The following is a 17,586-nucleotide window of genomic DNA, read 5'->3' on the forward strand; positions in this document are numbered from 1 at the left end:
GCTGACGGCTGCCTGCGCCGCGCTTCGACTCCCTTGTCGATCGCGATTCTTCCGGAGCGTCAGTGCCGCACCTTGTCCTGCGTACTGTCGACGGCGCGGCGGATCTCCTCATCGAGGAGCTTCGCGCGATGCCGTCACTTCATTCGATTCGTCAGTTGACCGCCGAGACCGTGGAGTGTGCGGTCGACGGGTCGCTCGAGGAGCTTGCGGCCTGTGGGTTGTACGCGTCCGCCGCGTTCGAGCCACTGTCGTGGGTACGGCGGTTCGGCCGGCTCGAAAGGTTGCCCTGGTCAACGAACCTGGTGGTCGCCGAGGTACTGACCCGGCTGGCGAAGATCCGGACGGGTCAGCTGGTGCTCGATCCGTTCTGCGGGACGGGCACGATCTTGCTGGCGGTACGGCGGCGTACGCCGGGCGCACGGGTCGTTGGAGTGGACAACGATCGCCGGGCACTGGCGATGGCGGCGCGGAACACGCGACGGCAGATATCTCTGGTGCGGGCCGAGGCTGGGGCCCTTCCGGTCGCGGACGGGAGTGTGGACCGCGTGGTGGCGAATCTTCCGTTCGGGAAGTTGGTGGGGACTCATCGCGGCAACCGCGAGCTCTATCCGGCGGCTCTTCGCGAGATCGACCGGGTGCTGACCGCGGATGGGCGGGCGGTCCTGCTCACCGAGGACAAACGTCTGCTCCTTCAGGCGGTCGACCGGCAGCGCGGGCTGAAGGCCGTCCGGCGTCGGCTGCTGAAGTACAACGGCGCGACGCCGACCGCCTACGTGCTGACCCGCCCGCGGTGACTACGAACCAACCCGGCCGCGTGCTTACTCCGGGGCGGTGAAGAGAGCTGCGTTGAGGAAGTCGGGGGCGAAGGTGTTGTCGCGGTCGGGGTGGACGGCGCGGAGCTCGACAGCGGTCAGCCTGGAGAAGATCGTGCGGAGGTCGTCGAGGGAGAAGGTCATGCCGCCGTACGTGTCGCCAGTCGTGACAACGTCGAGGTCGGACGGGGCCTCCATCCGCTCGGTGGCGAACGTGACGATGCCGAACCGGCCGCCAGGCCGGACGAGCGGGAGGAGGCGACCGAGGTACGTGATCCGTCGGTGCGGCGCGATGTGGTGGAAGCAGCCAGAGTCGTACACCACGTCGAACTGGCCGCCGGGCAGCGCATCACGCAGTACGTCGGAGGCGATCAGCTCGACGGAAGCCGGCATCGTGGCGCGAACGCTCGCCAGGAGGTCCGCGGCGAGATCAAGCCCAGTGACGGTCGCACCCTGCGACGCGAACCAGCGGGTGTTGCGGCCGCCTCCGCAGCCGACGTCGAGCACCCGCGCGCTGGCGAGGTCACCGAGCAGCCCGCGGGACTGCCAATCCACGAGCGGTTCATCGGGAAGCTGGGTCGCGAGCGGGTGACCTGGAGTGCTCAGCAACGACGTCCAGAACTCCGCAGCCGACGGGTGCGACCGGTCCCCCCGACCACTCGCACTCACCACCCGATCGAGCACGTCCAGCAACTGGTCAACGGTGTGAATCCGAGTCTCCGACACCCCCAGATTTTACCGAATCCCCGAGTTCCTTGACCTGCCGGACTGCGATAACATCGCCAAATGGCGATGAATGCGATCGAGGTGGACGCCCTCGGGGTGGCAGGGTGTTTGTTCCATGGGTTCAGCGACGCGTCGCGGTTGGCGATCGTGCGGCACCTGGCGACGGGGGAGCACCGCGTCGTCGACCTGACCGAGCACCTCGGGCTGGCCCAGTCGACAGTCTCGAAACACCTGGCATGCCTGCGCGACTGCGGCTTGGTCGAGTCCCGCCCCCAGGGCCGGGCCTCGCTCTTCCGCCTGACGCACCCGGAAGCGACCCTCGACCTCCTGGCCTCCGCCGAACGCCTACTCGGCCTCACCGGCGACGCCGTCGCCCTGTGCCCCAACTACGGCCTCAACCATGAGTGAGCCGATGCAGCTCGGCCCGACAGTCACCCGCGCTGGACGGCCGGTGGTTGATCCCACCGAACGCAAGCGATTGGGTCGGCGGGCGCAGTTGCTGGCCGGCGCGTCCGTGACCTACAACCTGATCGAGGCCGTGATCGCGGTGACCTCCGGCCTGATCGCAGGCTCGGTGGCCCTCGTCGGGTTCGGCCTCGACTCGGTGGTGGAGGTGTCGAGCGGCCTGATCATCCTGTGGCAGTTCCAGCATCCGTTGCCGGAGGCCCGCGAGAAGCGTGCCCTTCGCCTGCTGGCTTGCTCGTTCTTCGCGTTGGCGGCGTACGTCGGCTTCGAGTCGGTCCGCGCGCTGATCACGGGCGCGCATCCTGAGACGTCGGCAGTGGGGATCGGACTCGCCGTCGCATCGCTGATCGTGATGCCGTTCCTCTCGCGGGCGCAACGGGGTACCGGCAAGGCGCTGAGGTCCAACGCGGTCGTCGCCGACTCCACGCAGACCCTGCTCTGCACGTATCTGTCCGCGGTACTGCTCGTCGGATTATTGCTCAACGCAACGCTCGGCTGGACCTGGGCGGACCCGATCGCCGGTCTGATCATCGCCGGTGTTGCCGTCCGCGAGGGCGTCGACGCCTGGCGCGGCGAAGGCTGCTGCTCAGACTGCAAGTAGCCGGGCGCCGTTGTCCCAGCAGACCGCTCGTAGCCAGTCGTCACCCAGATCGAGGGCCTCCAGCGACTCGAGCTGGACGGCGTACTCGTACGGGATGTTGGGGAAGTCCGTCCCCAGCACGATCCTGTCCTGGAGCTCCCCGAGCCGAGCCACCAACTCCCGCGGGAACGGCATCAGCTTCTCCGTGAACGGTGTCAGCGCCATCGTCGTGTCCAGGTGCACGTTCGGGTACGACGTGAGCGCGAGATGTTCGGCGTACTCCGGCATGCCGAGGTGCGCGATCACCGCCGTCAGTTGAGGGTGTCGCCGCAGTACCTCGCCCATCGGCCCGGGGCCGGTGTGACGGCCGGGGATCGGTCCGGAGCCGCAGTGGACCACTACCGGCGTACCTGCCTCGGCGAGCTGTCCCCACACGTCATCCAGCTCCCCCGACCGCGGGTCGTAGTCGCCGACCTGCACATGCACTTTGAAGATCCGTGTCCCCAACTCCAACGCCTCACGCACATAACCGGCGGCGGAGGCCTCAGGGTAGAAGGTGCCGCTGGAGACGCACCCGGGAGTGGCAGCGGCGAAGTCCCGCGCCCAGGAATTGAGCGACTCCGCCATCCCCGGCTTATGTGGATAGACCAGCGCGGGAAACGCCCGAACCCCGAGCGACTCAAGTGTCTTCAGCCGCTCGTCGACCGACGTCCGGTAGGTCACCGGCCACTCGGTCCCGTAGTGCGCGGGCGCCTCGTCGAAGTACGCCCAGACGGCCTCCATCATTCGATCCGGCAGAAAATGCACATGCACATCCACCAAGCCGGCCAACCCCAGCCGCCGCCACCAGGCCGGCACCTCCGCGTCGCGCATACCTCCTAGCCTGCCTGATCGGCCAGCCAGAGGTTCGTCAGGCCCTGGAAGTGCGCCATGAACTTCTCCTGCTCGTGGGCCGGGTAGGTCGCGGCGACCGTCTCGCCCAACAGGCGGGCGAAGTCGGGGCCGGCCACCCAGTCGCGGACGCGGGCGTCGAAGTCCGGCAGGTTCGCGGCGCACCACTCCTGGTACTTCGTGGTCTCGAAGTGCTCGTCGGCGAGGGCCAGGTAGCCGTCGAGCTTGGCGTCGTAGTCGAGGGACTCGTCGTCGGCGATCTCGAAGTAGCGCTCGGTGTGCAGGTCGACCTTGGTGCGGCGGCCGGTGGCGAGCGAGAAGACGGACCACTTGACCAGCGCGCTGATCGCCCACGGGAAGTAGTAGTGCAAGGAGGTGACCGCCACGTCCGGGCAGGCGTTGGCGTAGTCGATGGGGTGCACGGAGTCGCCCGCCACCAGCATCTCGCAGGAGTTGAACTCCCAGCCGAAGAAGGCGTTCACGATCCGGCTGATCGCGACCGCCTGGTGGCCGGCGGACGGGGAGAGGAAGTCGTGCGAGACGGCGTACCGGTTGTGCATCGGCTCGTCGGGGCGGAAGTCCATCACCATCGTCTCGGCGCCGATCGACAGCGCGCGGGCGAACTTGTCGTACTCGATCGTCGCCTGCAGGTGCATCAGCATCTCGCCGGACGCGTCGTACGCGCGGTGCAGGTCGTCGCGGTTGTTGATCCGGGACACGCCCCGCCAGCCGCCGCCGTCGAACGGTTTCATGTACAGCGGGTAGCCGAGGTCGTCCGCGATCGCGTCCAGGTCGAACGACCGGTTGTACTTCGCCGACGTGTAGGCCCAGCGCACGTTGTCGACCGGATTCTTGTACGGCACCAGCACCGTCCGCGGGATCTTCAGGCCGAGGCGGAGCATCGCGCAGTACGCCGAGTGCTTCTCCATCGACTGGAACGTGAACGGCGAGTTCAGCAGGTACGTGCCGTTCATCAGCGCGGCCTTCTTCAGCCACTCGCGCGGGTGGTAGTACCAGTACGCGAGCCGGTCGATCACCAGCCCGACCCGGACCGGGTCGTTCAGGTCGAACGGCTCGATCGTCAGCCGGCGCGACCCGAACTCGTGCTCGTGCCCGTCCAGGGACACCGGGCCGACCCGCTGCAGCAGCGCCTCGAACGCCTGCGGCCAGTCCTCCTCGGCGCCGAGCAACAACCCGATCAGATGGCGGGAGCGGTCAGCCACAAGTCCTCCTAAGAAAAGAAGAAAAGGAAAGAAGAAGGGGGATGGGGGGTCCTCCTAGACGAATCGCGGTAGGTGATGGGCGAGCTGTTGCCGCCACCAGGGCCAGTCGTGCGCTACGTCGTACCCCCACAGGTCGAGCTCATGCGGGATGCCCTTCTCGGCCAGCATCGCAGCCGTCACGCGGGCGGACGGCAACGAGCCGGTCGGGTGGGTCTCCCAGTCGCCCTGACCGACGGTCAGGACGATGAAGAGCCGCCGGCGCAACCACTCCAGGTGATCGCCGGTCAGGTTCGGCAGGTAGTCGGCCGGGTTGTTGAAGTACGTCGCGTCGCCGCGCTCACCCCACGCGTGCCAGCTGGCCGCGTTGTAGTTGCCCGACTGGCAGATCGCGACCGGGAACAGGTCCGCCCGTTTGAACGCGAAGTTGAACGCGTGGTACGCGCCCAGGCTGCAGCCGGTGGTGATGATGTCGCTCACCCCGGGCGAGTCCGCGCCGATCGTCGGCACCACCTGGTCGACGATCCACGACTCGTAGAACTCGTGCCGGCGCGCGCGATCCTCCAGCTGGATGCTGCGGTCGGACCAGCTGACGTGGTCGTAGGAGTCCACGCAGTACAACTTGACCCGGCCGGCCTCGATCAGGTCGGCGACGGCATCGACCATGCCGTTGTTCTCGTAGTCCCAGGCGCGCCCTTGCTCGCTCGGGAACACCAGCACCGGCCGGCCGAAATGGCCGTACCGGATCAGGGTGCCCGGACGGTCAAGTCCCGGCGCCTCCAGCTCTACCTGCTCCCGTTCCATCGGCCCCACCCCAGACCTGCAGCAGTAGTTCGGTCAGATCAGGATCCAGCACATCACGCCAGGCCGTGAAGTTGTGCATGTCCGGCGTTTCGTCGAGGGTCGCGGTCAGCCCGAGCTCGGCGAGCTTGGCGGCCAGCACCCGGTTGTTGTGCACGTTCTCCTCGGTGGTCCCGGCGGTCATCCCGACCAGCGGTGTGCTCGGCGCCGTGGTTGCCGACAGCACCTGCCGTACGAACGCGGTCACTTGCGCGTAGTACTCGAACCGTGACTCCTGCGGGTCGGTCTCGCGGGTGAAGAACGACCCCGACTGCAGGAACAGCCCGTCGAAGCTGCCCGGATGCAGCCACTCCGCGTGCAGCGCCGCCAGCGCGCCCAGGCTCGCGCCCATCATCACCGGCCGCCGGCTCTGGTACTGCGCCCGCACGGCCGGCAGCACGTACTGCGTGAGCGCCTCGGCGTACTGCGGGTTCGCGGCGTACCAGAGGTTGCGCGTCGTCGGCCGGATCAGCGCGAGCCGAAACGGCGGCAGGCTGCCCGACGCGATCATCGCGCCCACGTAGTGCGTCAGACCGGCGTACAGCGCGAACTCGGGTCCGTCGTGCGACAGCAGCAGCGGGAGTTCGAAGGCCGGCGTGATCCCTTCCGGTGCCCAGACCTGGACGTCGATCGGCCCGACCGGGGAGTCGACCGTCAGCGGTGCCAGCGTCGACGCGATCGGCGGTACGGCGATCCATGCGGGCTCGACGTACCCCGGCAGCGGTAACCAGGAGTGATCGCCGAACGCGCCGCCGACCACCCGCCGGTTCGTCGGGTCGGTCCGCATCCCGAGGTCGGCGATGTCGAACAGGTACTCCATCCGGTGCACCGACGGCCGTGGCAGGCGCAGCTCCCAGCCGTAGCCGACCGGTTTGAACTCCAGCATCTCGGCCGGCAGCCCGAGCTCCTGCCACAACCGGACGCCGGCGAACGCATGCGCAGCGTCACCGAGGCGGAACACCACCTCGGCTCCTTCGACTGCGCTGACGACGCGCTGTTTCCGCTCGGGCATCCGACTACGTTACCCAAGGCGGACCCGATGTCATCAGATCTGGGGATGACCCGCAGCCCCCTCGACCGAGAGGCTAGGGGGACCAGACCGGAACTTCCCCAAGGAGACAGTCCGATGCGCTCTGTGATCGCTGCCCTCAACCTGACCCTCGACGGCGCCCTGTCCGGCCCGAACGGCGAGCTCGACTGGATGTTCCCCGACCCCCAGCTGAACGTCGAGTTCACTGCGGACCTGCGCGCGGTGGTGGACACGATGCTCACCGGCCGGAACGCGTACCAGCAGCTCAACGCCGCCTTCACCGCCCAGCGCGACCACCCGGACAGCCCGCCGGAGCTGGTCGACTTTGCCACCTGGATGGTCGAGACGCCGAAGATCGTCTTCTCGAACACCCTGACCGAGCTGCTCTCGCCGAAGGACCGGCTGGCGACCGCCGGCATTCCCGAGGAGATCGCCGAGCTCAAGCAGACCGATGGCTGCGGCCTGGTGATCTTCGGCGGCGTCGACACCGTCCAGCAGTTCGCCCGGCACAACGTCATCGACGAGTACTGGATCAAGCTCTACCCGGTTGCGCTGGGTAACGGCCGCCCGCTCTTCACGTCCCGTGCCGACCTGACCCTGGTCAGCGCCCGGGCGTACACGTCGGGCATTCAGGTACTGCGGTACGTCCCGCAAAGCTGACACCGGTTGACAGCTTTACCGGCTAGTGTCGATGTCGTGGTCGACCTCGAGGACATCCGCAGCGTGACGAAGGACCTGCCCCGCAGCTACGAGGTGCTCGTCCGCGACCGGATCAAGTTCCGCGTCGGCCAGATCGTGTATCTCGCGCTGGCGCGGGACGAGCAGACGATGGGCATCGGCTTCCCGAAAGAGGAGCGGGCAGCGGCGCTGGCGGCTGAGCCGCACAAGTTCCTCCCGCCGAGCCCGTCCGACGAACGCTTCCGCTGGATCGAGGTCCGCCTCGACGCCCTCGAGTACGACGAACTCCGCGAGCTGATCCTCGACGCCTGGGCCATGTGCGTCCCGAAGAAGGTCCGCCGCGAGGTCTTCGGGGAGTAGACGATCGGATGCCCCTGGCAACGGTCTCTCATCCTCCGGTAGGACGCCGGAACCGTCCTGAAGACCGATGGGTGGCAGGCCGGCGCGACGCATTCTGGAGGTATGACCGGGGACTTCCTGCCCCGACGCCAAAAGGCGTCGGTGCTCAGCCAGATTCTGACCGCCGCACTTCTGCTCGCCGCCGTTGTGGTGGGGGTTTGGCTGTACTTCTAGTCAAGCGCATGTTTCGGGCTTAAATCGGTATCAGGCCTCCGGTCTCCTGCTCTTGTCCGCAAGCGGGGCGATCGGAAGGAGCGGCTGATGGCTGTTTCGCGAGGCACGATGCGCCGTGGACTCGGCTGTTGTTCTCGGCGAGAATGCCGAGGGGGGTGGGTCCGCTCCGACAATCCGGGCCGCGGTGCGATGGACCAGCAACGGCAGCTCGACAACCTCGCGCTCGTCGCGGGAATTCGCTCGGACGATCCGGTCGCCTGGACGGCCCTGGCGGATCGCTACACGAACCTCTTGTGGTTCATCGCCCGTGGCATGCGGCTGAACACCGAGGACGCGGCCGACGCCATCCAGACCACCTGGCTGCGGCTGGTGGAACGGATCGACAGCGTCCGGCAGCCGGAGAGCATCGGGAGCTGGCTCGCGACCACCATGCGGCACGAGTGCCTGGCGGTGTTGCGGCGCCGGTCCAAGGTGGAGATCACCGAGCTCGTGGACGACGTACCGGACGAGGACGATCCGCTGGACCACGCGCTGCTGCACCGAGAGCAGGATTCGGCCTTGTGGCGGGCGTTCCGCTCGTTGAAGCCGCGCTGCCGGACCCTGCTCAGGGTGTTGATGGCCGATCCGCCGCCCAGCTACGAAGAAGTGGCGGCCGCACTCGACATGCGCATCGGGAGTATCGGGCCGACCCGGCAACGCTGTCTGGCGGCACTCCGCGAGATCATGACCGCCGACCCGTATCCCTTCGAGTTCCTGGCCACCGATGCCGGCGGTGATTCGCGATGAATGCCGGCCACGGCGACGACGAACTCATGGAGTGGCTCCGGCGCGTCGCCGCAGAAGCTGACCCGGTGCCGGCGGACATCAGCGCCGCGGCCCGCGAAGTGATCGGTCTGCGCGATCTCGACGGCGAGCTGGCCGACCTGATTGCCGACTCGGCGGGGGTCACACCTGACCTGGAGTACGAACCGGTACGCCGGGCCGCGCCGGAGACGGCGGAGGATCGCCTGCTGTCGTTCGAAGGCGGGGGTGTCCGAATCGAGCTGGAGATCGCTCCGGGCGACGACGGGCTGACGGTCGTCGGTCAGCTTCTCGGCGCTTCGCCGATGGAGTGTGAGTTGGAGTCCGCCGATGGCCACCGGGAACGGGTGCAACTGGATGAGCTAGGGCGATTCATCCTCGATCGGAGGGAGCGTGGCCCGGTGCGGATCCGGTGCCGGTCGGTGCGCGGGGGACCGGTCACCACTGCCTGGGTCAACCTGTGAGCCCCTCACCGGCCGAGGGCTACGAACGACAGCGCCGTCGCGAGCGCGACCGGGTCGTCGCCGGCGCCGATGCGGGCCTCGCGCAGCGCGACACCGAACGAGCCTCGATCGCGCAGGTGCCGGTGGAAGTCGATCATCAGCCCCGCGGTGGTGGCGTCGTTGACCGCGACCACGCTGGCCAGGAGGCTCGCGGTACCGAGCGGGACGAGCGCGGACACCGCGCCGAGGAGCTCATCCGCACCGATCGGCGCCGCGACGCCGGACTCGCAGCTGGACAGCACGAGTCGCAGCGGCGCGCGGCGAAGCCGGCTGAGGTCGTACAGATTCAGCGGACCGTCGTCCAGAGCGATCGCGGAGAAGAGCGGGTTGTCGCGGCGGAAGCGCCCATGCGCCGCGATGTGCGCGGTCCAGGCACCGTCGAGCGCGGTCAAGGTCTGGTCGGCGGTGGCCTGCCCGTCCGTCAGCACGACCGACCCCGGGTACTCCTGGCCGATCTCCTTCAGCTCGTTCCGGCCGCCTTCGAGCCCGGGCCCGACGACGAGCGCGACCCGGCGGTGCGCCGGCGCCGGAAGCAGGCCGGCCCGCCACCACATCGACGCCGACGGCGCGACCGTGACCGGCGCCGATCTCAGCGCCGGCAGCATCGCCCATGGCACCGCGTGCAACGAAGCGGGCGGGACGACCAGGACTGGTGCACCGTTGAGGTCCTTGGCCGCGGGTCCCAGCAACGCGTCCTGCAACCGAAGGCCTGCTGCGTTGAGCTGGGCGACAGCACCCGCGGCCGCCCGGCCATGGGCCAGCCGCCGCAGCATGAACAGCGCGAACTCGAGCTCTCGGACGGCAGACGCCACCGGGCCGACCACCTGCATCCGCACCCGGCGTCCGACGACCGTCACCGCATAGAGCAGGCCGTCGACGACCGTGAGCTCGACCAGGTGGTGGTCGCCCAGACTGGCGATCGCGGCGCCGAAATCAGCCTCGGTGTCGCGGCGCGCATCGGTCCCGTCCCCGGAACCTTCGGCCCGGAGCCGTCGGGTCCGGGCCCGGATCGCCGCTTCGAGGCGGTTCCGTTCGGCCCTGAGCCGATCGGAGTCGCCCACCGCGTCCAGCCGGCGAGCCACATTGCGCAGCGCCGCGAGATCGGCTGCCAGTTCTGGGTCCTCAGGTGGCCGGACGGCGGGCAAGGCCAGGGCGCTTGCGCGCCACTGCTCGCTCCAGCGCAACAGCATCCGCGCATCGTTACGCAGTACGGCGTGACGCTGGGCGAGCGCGGCGAGCTCGACGCCGTACGTCGCAGCGTGGGCACGCAGCTCGGGCGCGGCCAGGGATCGTTGATGGTCGGTCGCGGCCTCGAGGCCATGCCGGCAGGCGATCAGCGTGGCCGCAGTAGCGCCACGGGCTTCGGCCCGAAGCGCTTGGGCCAGCCAGCCGGCCGCGTGGCCGAAGGTGGGACCGCGATGGCGGAAGCTCGCCGCGCGCGCGAGATGCCGATCCGCGTCGGCCAGTCGGCCCCGGGCGGCGGCCAGACGACCGGCCAGCAGGTGTGCCGAAGGTCCGTCCGCCGACTTCAGCTCGTCGAGCTGGTCGGCGAGCCGGCCGGCCCTGGTGCTGAGTCGCTGATCGCGGCGGCCGGCGTCGTACTGCGCGTGCAGCGTGACGTACGTCGCGCGGGCATACCAGCCGCTTCGCTGCTGTCGCCGGAAGAGTTCAGCAGCGGCGGCCGCGCGTTGCTCGGCCAGGTCGAGCCGGCCAGCGGCCAGCGCTGCCTGCGCCACGGCGAACAGCAGGTCGGCCGTCCCGGTGCCAGTGCTGTCGTGGCGCAACTGGTCCTGCAGAACCTCCTCGGTGGCCGTGACGGCTTCGGTCGCCAGACCGGCCGCGAGCAGCGCGGCGCACCGATCGGTCGCGAGACTCGGCCAGTGTGTCTGCAAGGCTGCGTACCGGGAACCCGCCTCGTCGAGGAACGCGAGCGCGGCGGGCAGATCGCCTGCCTGGAAGGCCACATCCGCGCGATTGTGGACCAGCATCGCCGACTCGAGCTCCTGCCCGGTGGCTGCCGAGAGCCGCTCGGCGATGACCAGGTCACGGTCGGCGTGCGCTGCCTGTCCGAGGGCGGCGTAGACGAGGAACCGGTGGCCGCGGGCTCGAGCCTCCCAGACCGGGTCGTCGCGGAGCAGGCGGACGGCGCGGCGGAGGTCGGCGAGTGCTTCGTCGTACCGGCCGAGCACGCGGAGCAGGTAGCCGCGCCTGGTCAGTGCCCGACCAGCTGCGATGCCCTTGCTGGCGCCGATCGCCCTCGCCAGCACAGCGAGGCCCTCGGTGGGCTTGCCGCCGAGGCCGAGGGTGAGGCCGAGAGTGGCTTGCACATCCGCGACGCGGCTCGGCTCCCCGCTGCGCTTCGCCAGCCGCAGGGCGAGGCGCAGTTCGGCGATTGCCTCGGCCTGACTGCCGGAGTCGCGCAACACGATCGCCCGGGCCTGATGAGCGATCGACGCGGACCCCGGATCCACCGCCTCGCCGAGCAGCGCGGTGGCCGCGGCAAACGCCTCGGCCGGCCTGGAAACAGCCAGCGGCAGCAGGTCTTCTGGACCTTTCCGGCGACTGACCGACATTCAAGAACTTTAAGCAATTCGGCACGAAACCGGGAGGGGAAATGGTAAGGAAAGCAACGATCAAGCAGCTGCCGACCACGCGGCAGTTCGTGCAGCGGGCCTTGATGGCGCGCCGCTTCGACCATGGCGCCAAACGACCCCGGCGGCTGGTCCAGGGCAGGAGCCGGAGCGCCGGATTCGGTGCGGACTTCTTGTTCGAAAAGGACGCCATTCTGGTCCGGGAGGAATTCTTCGAGAAGGTCTGCGAGATCCTGGCGAAGTTGTACCTGCTGCCCGCCGACGAGGACCGTCGGCGGCGACGTCCGGTGCTGGCCGGAATCCGCCTGCTGCGCCTGCGCCGCGACGTCAACCCGCAGCTCTCCGAGCTCGAGATCCTTGGCCTCATCCACGATGGCGGGAAGCGCACGATCAATCGTCCGCCTGACGACTCCAAGCGGGGCCGGTCCCGGCGGGCGACGGAGAAGGTCACCGTCATTGGACTGGGCCGGGGTGTAGCCGGCCTCAACCACGCCATTCACCTGTGCGGCAACGGCGCAGGCTGCCCGGCGGACGAGCCGGAACCGCTGCCGGTCATGAGCTCTCCCTGGCCCGGCTTCAGCACTGATCGCGGCGCGGGTGAAGGCGTGAAGGTGGTCGTCGTCGACACAGGTTTCGACAAGTCGGCACGCAAGCGCAGCAAGTGGCTGAAGGGCGTGCGCGGAGACAACGACTACGCGATCAACGGCAGCACCCTGGCGGAGTACGCCGGGCACGGAACGTTCATTGCCGGAATCATCAAGTGCGTCGCGCCCCGTGCGGAGGTCGTCGTCCGGCAGGTGTTCGGCTTCGGCGGCGCCGCACTGGAATCCGACCTGGTCGCCCGGCTGGACGACATCCTCGAAGAGGATCATCCGGACATCATCAGCATGTCGGCCGGCACCCGTGCGTACGACGCGAGCGGGCCGCTCACGTTCCCGGTGTTCGCCGAGCGGCTCAGTCGCCACAAGGGAGTGGTGATGGTGGTGGCTGCCGGGAACGACGGCGACCGGGAGCCGTTCTGGCCGGCCGCGTCGCCGTACACGGTGTCCGTCGGGGCGCTGGGCACGCACTGGCGCGGGATCGCCGCCTTCAGCAACTACGGCGGCTGGGTGGACGTATACGCACCGGGCCAGGAACTCGTCAACGCCTTCCCCGAGGGCACCTACACGTACAACGAACCACCCTTCGCCATGCCTGGACAGGCGGCACGGGTGGAGCAGTTCTACGGCATGGCGAGATGGAGCGGTACATCGTTCAGCACGCCGATCGTTGCCGGGCTGGTCGCGGCCCGGATGTCCCACACCGGCGAGAACGGGCAGGAAGCAGCCGCGGCCCTGATCGCCGAGGCCCAGGCGGCAGCACAACCGGGCGTTGGAGCCGTGCTGCTCCCTGACTAGTTACCGCCGTTCGCGTATCAGCGTGTGTTTCCTCGACTCGGCTTCCTGATGGAGCTGTTCGAGAGGAGACAGGCGCATGGAATCCCAGTCGACGCGGCGGGTCAGCGAGAAGATCAAGGAGACGAACTGCTTCAGCGGTACGTCGCTGCTCTTCGCCACCCTGTCGTCGGTCGTGTGCTCCGCCATCGTTCCGGTGCTCGGAGCTGGGAAGCTGCCGACGGTCGCGGGAGCGATCGTGACGCCGCTGGTCGTATCGATGTTCACCACGAAAGGACGAATTGGGCTGATCCGTACTGTCGGTATGGCGCTGCTGACCGCGTTCGCGGCCATCGTCACCATCAGTGGGTTCACCGTGCCGGAGGCGATCGCCGGCGAGGGATCCCTGACCAGCGCGGGTACGGGCACGTTCGTGGATACCGAGCGGAAGCCCACGCCGACGCCGCCGGCGCCGTTCCCAGCGACCCACGCAACCACTGGCCCGCGGACCACCGGTCCGTCGACGCACCCGGCCACGCATCCGCGGCCGATCGTCAAGCTGACGCCCAGCCGGCGGCGGTGCCCCGACGCGGAAGTCGGTGAGACGGTGACGTGCAAGCAGATCGGCATCACCAACGCCGGTGCGACCACCTTCGAGGTCAGCACCGGAGAGCTGGAGGGTGATCAGGACGACTTCACCCTGACCAAGGTCTGCCACAAGACTCTGAAGCGAGGCAAGTCGTGCTCGATCCAGCTCGAGTTCCACCCCACCGGGGCCGGCGCCCGGGAAGTCGCTGTCGTCGTTCACGTCAAGCCGGGCGGTATCGCGCAGCGCGTCGGCATCTGGGGCAACGCCACGGAATCCAGCGCCGGGCCGACGCCTGAGCCTTCCTCGTCCCCGCCTCCGACCCCGGTCCCGTGCGATGACGGGACAGCGATCTGCTGGACCACCCAGCCGATTCAGCCGGTTCAGCCGTCCCAGCGGACCTCGGCCTCGCCGGGGCGGACGACACCGGCCTCGTAGGCGACGACGACTGCTTGGACCCGGCTGGAGAGGCCGAGTTTGGACAGGACCGAGCTGACGTGGGTCTTCACGGTGGTTTCGCTGACGAAGAGTTTGGTGGCGAGGTCGCGGTTGGACAGGCCGCGGGCCATCCAGACGAGGATCTCGCGTTCGCGGTCGCTGAGCTGGGAGAGGGGGCCGGTCCAGCGGGCGTCCGGTTGTGCAGGAGCCGGCGTCGTCGTACCGCCGACCTGGCGTTCGAGTTCCACGCAGCGTTCCAGGAGCACGCGGGTGGAGGCCGGGTCGACGAGTGAGTCGCCGCGGTGGACGGCGCGGACGGCGGCGACCAGCAGGTCCGGGTCGGTGTCCTTGAGCAGGAAGCCGGAGGCGCCGGCGCGGACCGCGCTCAGCACGTAGGCCTCGTCGTCGAAGGTGGTCAGCACGAGTACGGCGGGACGCGATCGGCCGGCCGCCTGGTTCGCCGCGGTGATCCGCTCGGTGGCGACCAGGCCGTCCATGACCGGCATCCGGATGTCCATCAGCACGACGTCGGGGTCGTACTGCTCGATCATCCGGAGCGCCTCCTCGCCGTTCTCGGCCTGGGCGACCGTGGTCAGGTCCGGCTCGTGGTCGAGGATCATCGCCAGGCCCATCCGGATCACGCCCTGGTCGTCGGCGACCAGGATCCGGATCTCCTGCTCGGTCAGTTCTGCGGCGGCAGCCATGCCTGTACTCTCCATCCACCCAGGGGGCCGGCCGCGACGGCGAGCGTGCCGCCGACCGCGGTGGCCCGTTCCCGCATCCCGATCAGCCCGTTGCCGCGGCCGCTCTCGCTCCGCCGCGCGGTCTCCAGCACGTTCACCGGCGGGGGTCCGCCGCTGCCGTTGTCGTCGATGGTCAGCAGCTCGCCCTGCGGCCCACTTTGCCAGGTCACCCGCGCCGCACTCGCCTTCGCGTGCACCATCACGTTGGTCAGCGCCTCCTGGATGATCCGTACGGCGGTCAGGTCCGCCGCCGTGGTCAGCTGCCGCTGCCGGGGTGGCAACGTCATCGTCACGTCGATCCCGACCGCCTGCAGCCGCTCACCCATCCGTGCCACCTCGGCCAGATCAGGAACCGGCGCCGTCCCACCCCCCGAGTCCCCACCCCGCGACCCACCCACCCCAACCGAGCCGGCCGCCACAGCGCCCCCACCGCCGCCACCACCACCGCCTCCGCCGGCCGCGCCACCTCTGCCACCCGCCGCGCCGCCACCGGCCACCCCGCCAGCGGCGCCCGGTGCGGCGGTGTTCAGCACGCGGACGGTTTCCCGCATCGCGGTCAGTGCTTCCTTGCCGCTGGCAATGATCCAGCGGATCGCCTCCCGCAGTACTTCGGGTCGTTGGTCCGCCACCCGATCCGCCGCCTGCGCCCGGATCACCACTGCGCTGACGTGGTGCGAGATCACGTCGTGCAGGTCGCGGGCGATCCGGGTCCGCTCCGCGACCGCGGCCCGCTCCGCCTCCACCGCTCGCAGCCGGATCAGCTCAGCGTTCCGCTCCTCGAGCAGCGCGACCGTCTTCCGCCGCCGCCGGGAGTCCGCGCCGAGCAGCACCATCCCGCACACCAGCGCCTCGGCGAACACGAACAACGACACGTCGACATACCCGTAGAGCGCCGGGATGTCCCGCGGCAGCCGCTGGTACCGGCTCCCGAGCAGCACGTCCGGGTTGGCGTGGCTGAGCACGAACGCGACCACGGCCGGCAGCCCGATCATCAGCCCGGCCAGGCTGCCCATGGTGAAGAACAAACAGGTGAACCGCCGTACGCCGGCCGCCGCGGCCAGGTACCCGATGACGAGCAGCGGGACCAGGTGGATCTCGGACTGCAGCGCGGCGTTGCTGATCTCGGGCTGCCCGAAGAACGTGAGGCCGACCTGAGCGGCCAGGCCGGTCCCGACAGCGGCGTACAGGAACGGGTAGAGGACCGACACCGCGACCAGCATGGTGCGCGGGATCCGCCGCCCCAACGCTACCGTCGCGACCAGGAAGACCCCGGTGACCACGGAAACCGTCGGGTTCGTGGGCCGTAACCCGGTGCCGGTGATCAGGTTGAGTACGACGAACCAGACCAACCCGACAACCGCAGCCAGCAGCACATCCTGCTGCGTCTGCGACAGCCGCCGCCACATCCCTCTCACTCAGTGACCCCTCGGCGCTGTAGCTCGGCGCTGCACGCGCCCAGGCACGCACCTCACGGCACTGGACGAGCGCCCACGATGCTCCGCATCGAGGCCACTCGTCCAGCACCGCGATGCACGCACCTGAACACGTGCATCGCTCGAGCTACAGCGCCGAGGGGTCACTCGCCCAGCGTAGTCAGCCGGTGTTCAACAAGGCTTCATCTGCCCGGAGGGGCAGTTCCTCCAACTTTTGGAGGAGGCTCAGCGTCCGAAGTGATACTCAGGGGCTAGCTGCGGGGCGTGAGGACGGTCCCTGGGACCGATGTGCTGTCCGCCCCGATCCGGAAAGGCTGTCCCCATGACGAACGACCTGCCGCCGCGCTCCGACCGCGCGGTGCGGACGCGGTTGCTGTCCGTGATCGGTGTGGGCGTGGTCGCGGCGGTCGTCGGATCGCTGCTGCTCTGGCATGCGCAGGTGGGCGAGATGCTCGGACTGGCCGCGGACAAGGCGCCCGTGGTGTCCAGCGTGAGTGCTCCGGCGAACGGCATGCCGCCGGTCACGCTCGCGACGACCACCCCCTCCCACCGCCCGACCCACCGCCCGACGAAGAACCCGTCGGGGACCCCGACGACGCCGTCGAAGCAGCCGACCAAGAAGCCGGGCCACGACAAGACCACCGGTCCGGTCTCGCGCGAGGAGAGCATCGACGCGCTCTCGCCGAAGCTGCGGGCCCGGCTGATCAAGGCGTTCGCGGCCGCCAAGGCCGCCGGCGTCCCGATCCGGATCAACTCCGGCCGCCGGAGCGCGGCGAAGCAGCAGCGGCTGCTGAACGAGGCGATCAAGAAGTACGGCTCGTACCAGGCCGCGATCCACTGGGTCCTCCCGCCGAAGGACTCCGCGCACGTCCAGGGCAAGGCCGTGGACATCGCGCCGGCGGCCGCGATGGCCTGGCTGAACAAGAACGGCTGGAAGTACGGCGTCTGCCGCCGCTACGACAACGAACCCTGGCACTTCGAGGCGCTGACCGCGCCCGGAACGAAGTGCCCGCCGCGTGAACCCAGCGCGACGGCCCAGGCCGACTGAACCGACACCCAAGGGGAGCTCACGATGACGATGACCTATGCACAGCCGTTGCCCCGTCGCTACCGCCGCGGACGGCTCGCCGTCCCGGCGCTCTGGCGCGAGGTGGTCCGTAGGCGCGAGGAGGGGACCGAGCCCGACCGCTTGATCACCGAGGAGCACGCCGAGGAACTGCGCGCCGCACTCGACCGCTGACGCTGCGCCCCCGACGCCCCCCGACGGCTCCTGACGACTCCCCACGGCTCGCCGTGGACCTGC

Annotated in this window: 19 protein-coding genes; 11 read left to right on the plus strand and 8 right to left on the minus strand. The window is 69.2% G+C overall.

Annotation, left to right across the window (positions count from 1 at the left end):
• Positions 1-62 precede the first annotated feature (62 nt).
• Entirely contained in the window at positions 63-794 is a 732-nt protein-coding gene (locus AB0E69_RS15705; protein WP_360145061.1) for a methyltransferase domain-containing protein, read from the plus strand.
• 24 nt (positions 795-818) lie between these two features.
• On the opposite strand, the gene AB0E69_RS15710 is transcribed toward AB0E69_RS15705, so the two are convergent.
• Positions 819-1,538, minus strand: a complete 720-nt coding sequence (locus AB0E69_RS15710) for a class I SAM-dependent methyltransferase (protein WP_360145064.1) — start codon at positions 1,536-1,538, stop codon at positions 819-821.
• A 66-nt stretch (positions 1,539-1,604) separates the two neighbouring features.
• On the opposite strand from AB0E69_RS15710, the gene AB0E69_RS15715 reads away from it, so the two are divergent.
• Positions 1,605-1,946, plus strand: coding sequence for a metalloregulator ArsR/SmtB family transcription factor (locus AB0E69_RS15715; RefSeq protein ID WP_360145957.1), 342 nt, complete (start codon positions 1,605-1,607; stop codon positions 1,944-1,946).
• Positions 1,939-2,604 carry a cation transporter gene (locus tag AB0E69_RS15720; RefSeq protein WP_360145067.1) on the plus strand — a complete coding sequence of 222 codons (666 nt, stop codon included), beginning with the start codon at positions 1,939-1,941 and terminating at the stop codon, positions 2,602-2,604. Before AB0E69_RS15715 ends, AB0E69_RS15720 begins: the two co-directional genes overlap by 8 nt.
• Here the strand turns inward: AB0E69_RS15720 and AB0E69_RS15725 are convergent.
• The 4 genes from AB0E69_RS15725 to AB0E69_RS15740 are packed head-to-tail and all read right to left on the minus strand — an operon-like array spanning position 2,590 to position 6,546.
• Positions 2,590-3,456, minus strand: a complete 867-nt coding sequence (locus AB0E69_RS15725) for an amidohydrolase family protein (protein WP_360145070.1) — start codon at positions 3,454-3,456, stop codon at positions 2,590-2,592. The two genes, AB0E69_RS15720 and AB0E69_RS15725, sit on opposite strands and share 15 nt — an antisense overlap.
• Positions 3,457-3,461: 5 nt before the next feature.
• Positions 3,462-4,697, minus strand: coding sequence for a hypothetical protein (locus AB0E69_RS15730; protein WP_360145073.1), 1,236 nt, complete (start codon positions 4,695-4,697; stop codon positions 3,462-3,464).
• Between the two features lie 54 nt (positions 4,698-4,751).
• Complete coding sequence (locus AB0E69_RS15735; protein WP_360145076.1) at positions 4,752-5,498, minus strand: alpha/beta hydrolase-fold protein; 747 nt, start codon at positions 5,496-5,498, stop codon at positions 4,752-4,754.
• The gene (locus tag AB0E69_RS15740; RefSeq protein ID WP_360145079.1) at positions 5,458-6,546 is read right to left on the minus strand and encodes an alpha/beta hydrolase-fold protein; all 1,089 of its coding nucleotides are present in this window, start codon (positions 6,544-6,546) and stop codon (positions 5,458-5,460) included. Before AB0E69_RS15740 ends, AB0E69_RS15735 begins: the two co-directional genes overlap by 41 nt.
• Positions 6,547-6,660: 114 nt before the next feature.
• Between AB0E69_RS15740 and AB0E69_RS15745 the strand changes: the two genes are divergently transcribed.
• The 4 genes from AB0E69_RS15745 to AB0E69_RS15760 all read left to right on the plus strand — a co-directional run bounded on the left by AB0E69_RS15745 (position 6,661) and on the right by AB0E69_RS15760 (position 9,080).
• A complete protein-coding gene (locus AB0E69_RS15745; protein ID WP_360145082.1) occupies positions 6,661-7,224 on the plus strand; it encodes a dihydrofolate reductase family protein in 564 nt (187 codons plus the stop codon).
• A 36-nt stretch (positions 7,225-7,260) separates the two neighbouring features.
• Positions 7,261-7,602, plus strand: a complete 342-nt coding sequence (locus AB0E69_RS15750; RefSeq protein ID WP_360145085.1) for an MmcQ/YjbR family DNA-binding protein — start codon at positions 7,261-7,263, stop codon at positions 7,600-7,602.
• A 402-nt stretch (positions 7,603-8,004) separates the two neighbouring features.
• Positions 8,005-8,601, plus strand: a complete 597-nt coding sequence (locus tag AB0E69_RS15755) for a sigma-70 family RNA polymerase sigma factor (protein ID WP_360145088.1) — start codon at positions 8,005-8,007, stop codon at positions 8,599-8,601.
• Positions 8,598-9,080, plus strand: coding sequence for a hypothetical protein (locus AB0E69_RS15760; protein WP_360145091.1), 483 nt, complete (start codon positions 8,598-8,600; stop codon positions 9,078-9,080). The genes AB0E69_RS15755 and AB0E69_RS15760 overlap by 4 nt, the downstream gene beginning before the upstream one ends.
• 5 nt (positions 9,081-9,085) lie before the next feature.
• Here AB0E69_RS15760 and AB0E69_RS15765 read toward each other — a convergent pair whose 3' ends face one another.
• A complete protein-coding gene (locus AB0E69_RS15765) occupies positions 9,086-11,692 on the minus strand; it encodes a CHAT domain-containing protein (protein WP_360145094.1) in 2,607 nt (868 codons plus the stop codon).
• A gap of 41 nt (positions 11,693-11,733) precedes the next feature.
• Here AB0E69_RS15765 and AB0E69_RS15770 point away from each other — a divergent pair, with 41 nt between their 5' ends.
• Both AB0E69_RS15770 and AB0E69_RS15775 read left to right on the plus strand, forming a co-directional pair.
• Positions 11,734-13,107, plus strand: a complete 1,374-nt coding sequence (locus tag AB0E69_RS15770; protein ID WP_360145097.1) for a S8/S53 family peptidase — start codon at positions 11,734-11,736, stop codon at positions 13,105-13,107.
• Positions 13,108-13,183: 76 nt separating this feature from the next.
• Positions 13,184-14,107, plus strand: coding sequence for a hypothetical protein (locus tag AB0E69_RS15775; protein ID WP_360145100.1), 924 nt, complete (start codon positions 13,184-13,186; stop codon positions 14,105-14,107).
• Here the strand turns inward: AB0E69_RS15775 and AB0E69_RS15780 are convergent.
• Positions 14,053-14,811: a response regulator transcription factor gene (locus tag AB0E69_RS15780; RefSeq protein WP_360145103.1), complete on the minus strand. Its 759-nt coding sequence runs from the start codon at positions 14,809-14,811 to the stop codon at positions 14,053-14,055. The two genes, AB0E69_RS15775 and AB0E69_RS15780, sit on opposite strands and share 55 nt — an antisense overlap.
• Positions 14,790-16,256 (minus strand): histidine kinase, encoded by a 1,467-nt coding sequence (locus tag AB0E69_RS15785; RefSeq protein ID WP_360145960.1) that lies wholly within the window; start codon positions 16,254-16,256, stop codon positions 14,790-14,792. The genes AB0E69_RS15780 and AB0E69_RS15785 overlap by 22 nt, the downstream gene beginning before the upstream one ends.
• A 349-nt stretch (positions 16,257-16,605) precedes the next feature.
• Between AB0E69_RS15785 and AB0E69_RS15790 the strand changes: the two genes are divergently transcribed.
• Together AB0E69_RS15790 and AB0E69_RS15795 are read left to right on the plus strand one after the other, a co-directional pair.
• Entirely contained in the window at positions 16,606-17,331 is a 726-nt protein-coding gene (locus AB0E69_RS15790) for a M15 family metallopeptidase (RefSeq protein ID WP_360145106.1), read from the plus strand.
• 24 nt (positions 17,332-17,355) lie between these two features.
• Positions 17,356-17,523, plus strand: a complete 168-nt coding sequence (locus AB0E69_RS15795) for a hypothetical protein (RefSeq protein ID WP_360145109.1) — start codon at positions 17,356-17,358, stop codon at positions 17,521-17,523.
• The last annotated feature ends 63 nt before the right edge of the window (positions 17,524-17,586 follow it).

The organism is Kribbella sp. NPDC026611 (genome assembly GCF_040638345.1).
Classification (GTDB): domain Bacteria; phylum Actinomycetota; class Actinomycetes; order Propionibacteriales; family Kribbellaceae; genus Kribbella.

Bases quoted from the DNA above. Each gene is read 5' to 3' on its own strand.
- AB0E69_RS15715 (WP_360145957.1), top strand. From the start codon at position 1,605: ATGAATGCGATCGAGGTGGACGCCCTCGGGGTGGCAGGGTGTTTGTTC.
- AB0E69_RS15720 (WP_360145067.1), top strand. From the start codon at position 1,939: ATGAGTGAGCCGATGCAGCTCGGCCCGACAGTCACCCGCGCTGGACGG.
- AB0E69_RS15725 (WP_360145070.1), bottom strand. From the start codon at position 3,456: ATGCGCGACGCGGAGGTGCCGGCCTGGTGGCGGCGGCTGGGGTTGGCC.
- AB0E69_RS15735 (WP_360145076.1), bottom strand. From the start codon at position 5,498: ATGGAACGGGAGCAGGTAGAGCTGGAGGCGCCGGGACTTGACCGTCCG.
- AB0E69_RS15740 (WP_360145079.1), bottom strand. From the start codon at position 6,546: ATGCCCGAGCGGAAACAGCGCGTCGTCAGCGCAGTCGAAGGAGCCGAG.
- AB0E69_RS15745 (WP_360145082.1), top strand. From the start codon at position 6,661: ATGCGCTCTGTGATCGCTGCCCTCAACCTGACCCTCGACGGCGCCCTG.
- AB0E69_RS15755 (WP_360145088.1), top strand. From the start codon at position 8,005: ATGGACCAGCAACGGCAGCTCGACAACCTCGCGCTCGTCGCGGGAATT.
- AB0E69_RS15760 (WP_360145091.1), top strand. From the start codon at position 8,598: ATGAATGCCGGCCACGGCGACGACGAACTCATGGAGTGGCTCCGGCGC.
- AB0E69_RS15765 (WP_360145094.1), bottom strand. From the start codon at position 11,692: ATGTCGGTCAGTCGCCGGAAAGGTCCAGAAGACCTGCTGCCGCTGGCT.
- AB0E69_RS15770 (WP_360145097.1), top strand. From the start codon at position 11,734: ATGGTAAGGAAAGCAACGATCAAGCAGCTGCCGACCACGCGGCAGTTC.
- AB0E69_RS15775 (WP_360145100.1), top strand. From the start codon at position 13,184: ATGGAATCCCAGTCGACGCGGCGGGTCAGCGAGAAGATCAAGGAGACG.
- AB0E69_RS15780 (WP_360145103.1), bottom strand. From the start codon at position 14,811: ATGGCTGCCGCCGCAGAACTGACCGAGCAGGAGATCCGGATCCTGGTC.
- AB0E69_RS15785 (WP_360145960.1), bottom strand. From the start codon at position 16,256: ATGTGGCGGCGGCTGTCGCAGACGCAGCAGGATGTGCTGCTGGCTGCG.
- AB0E69_RS15790 (WP_360145106.1), top strand. From the start codon at position 16,606: ATGACGAACGACCTGCCGCCGCGCTCCGACCGCGCGGTGCGGACGCGG.
- AB0E69_RS15795 (WP_360145109.1), top strand. From the start codon at position 17,356: ATGACGATGACCTATGCACAGCCGTTGCCCCGTCGCTACCGCCGCGGA.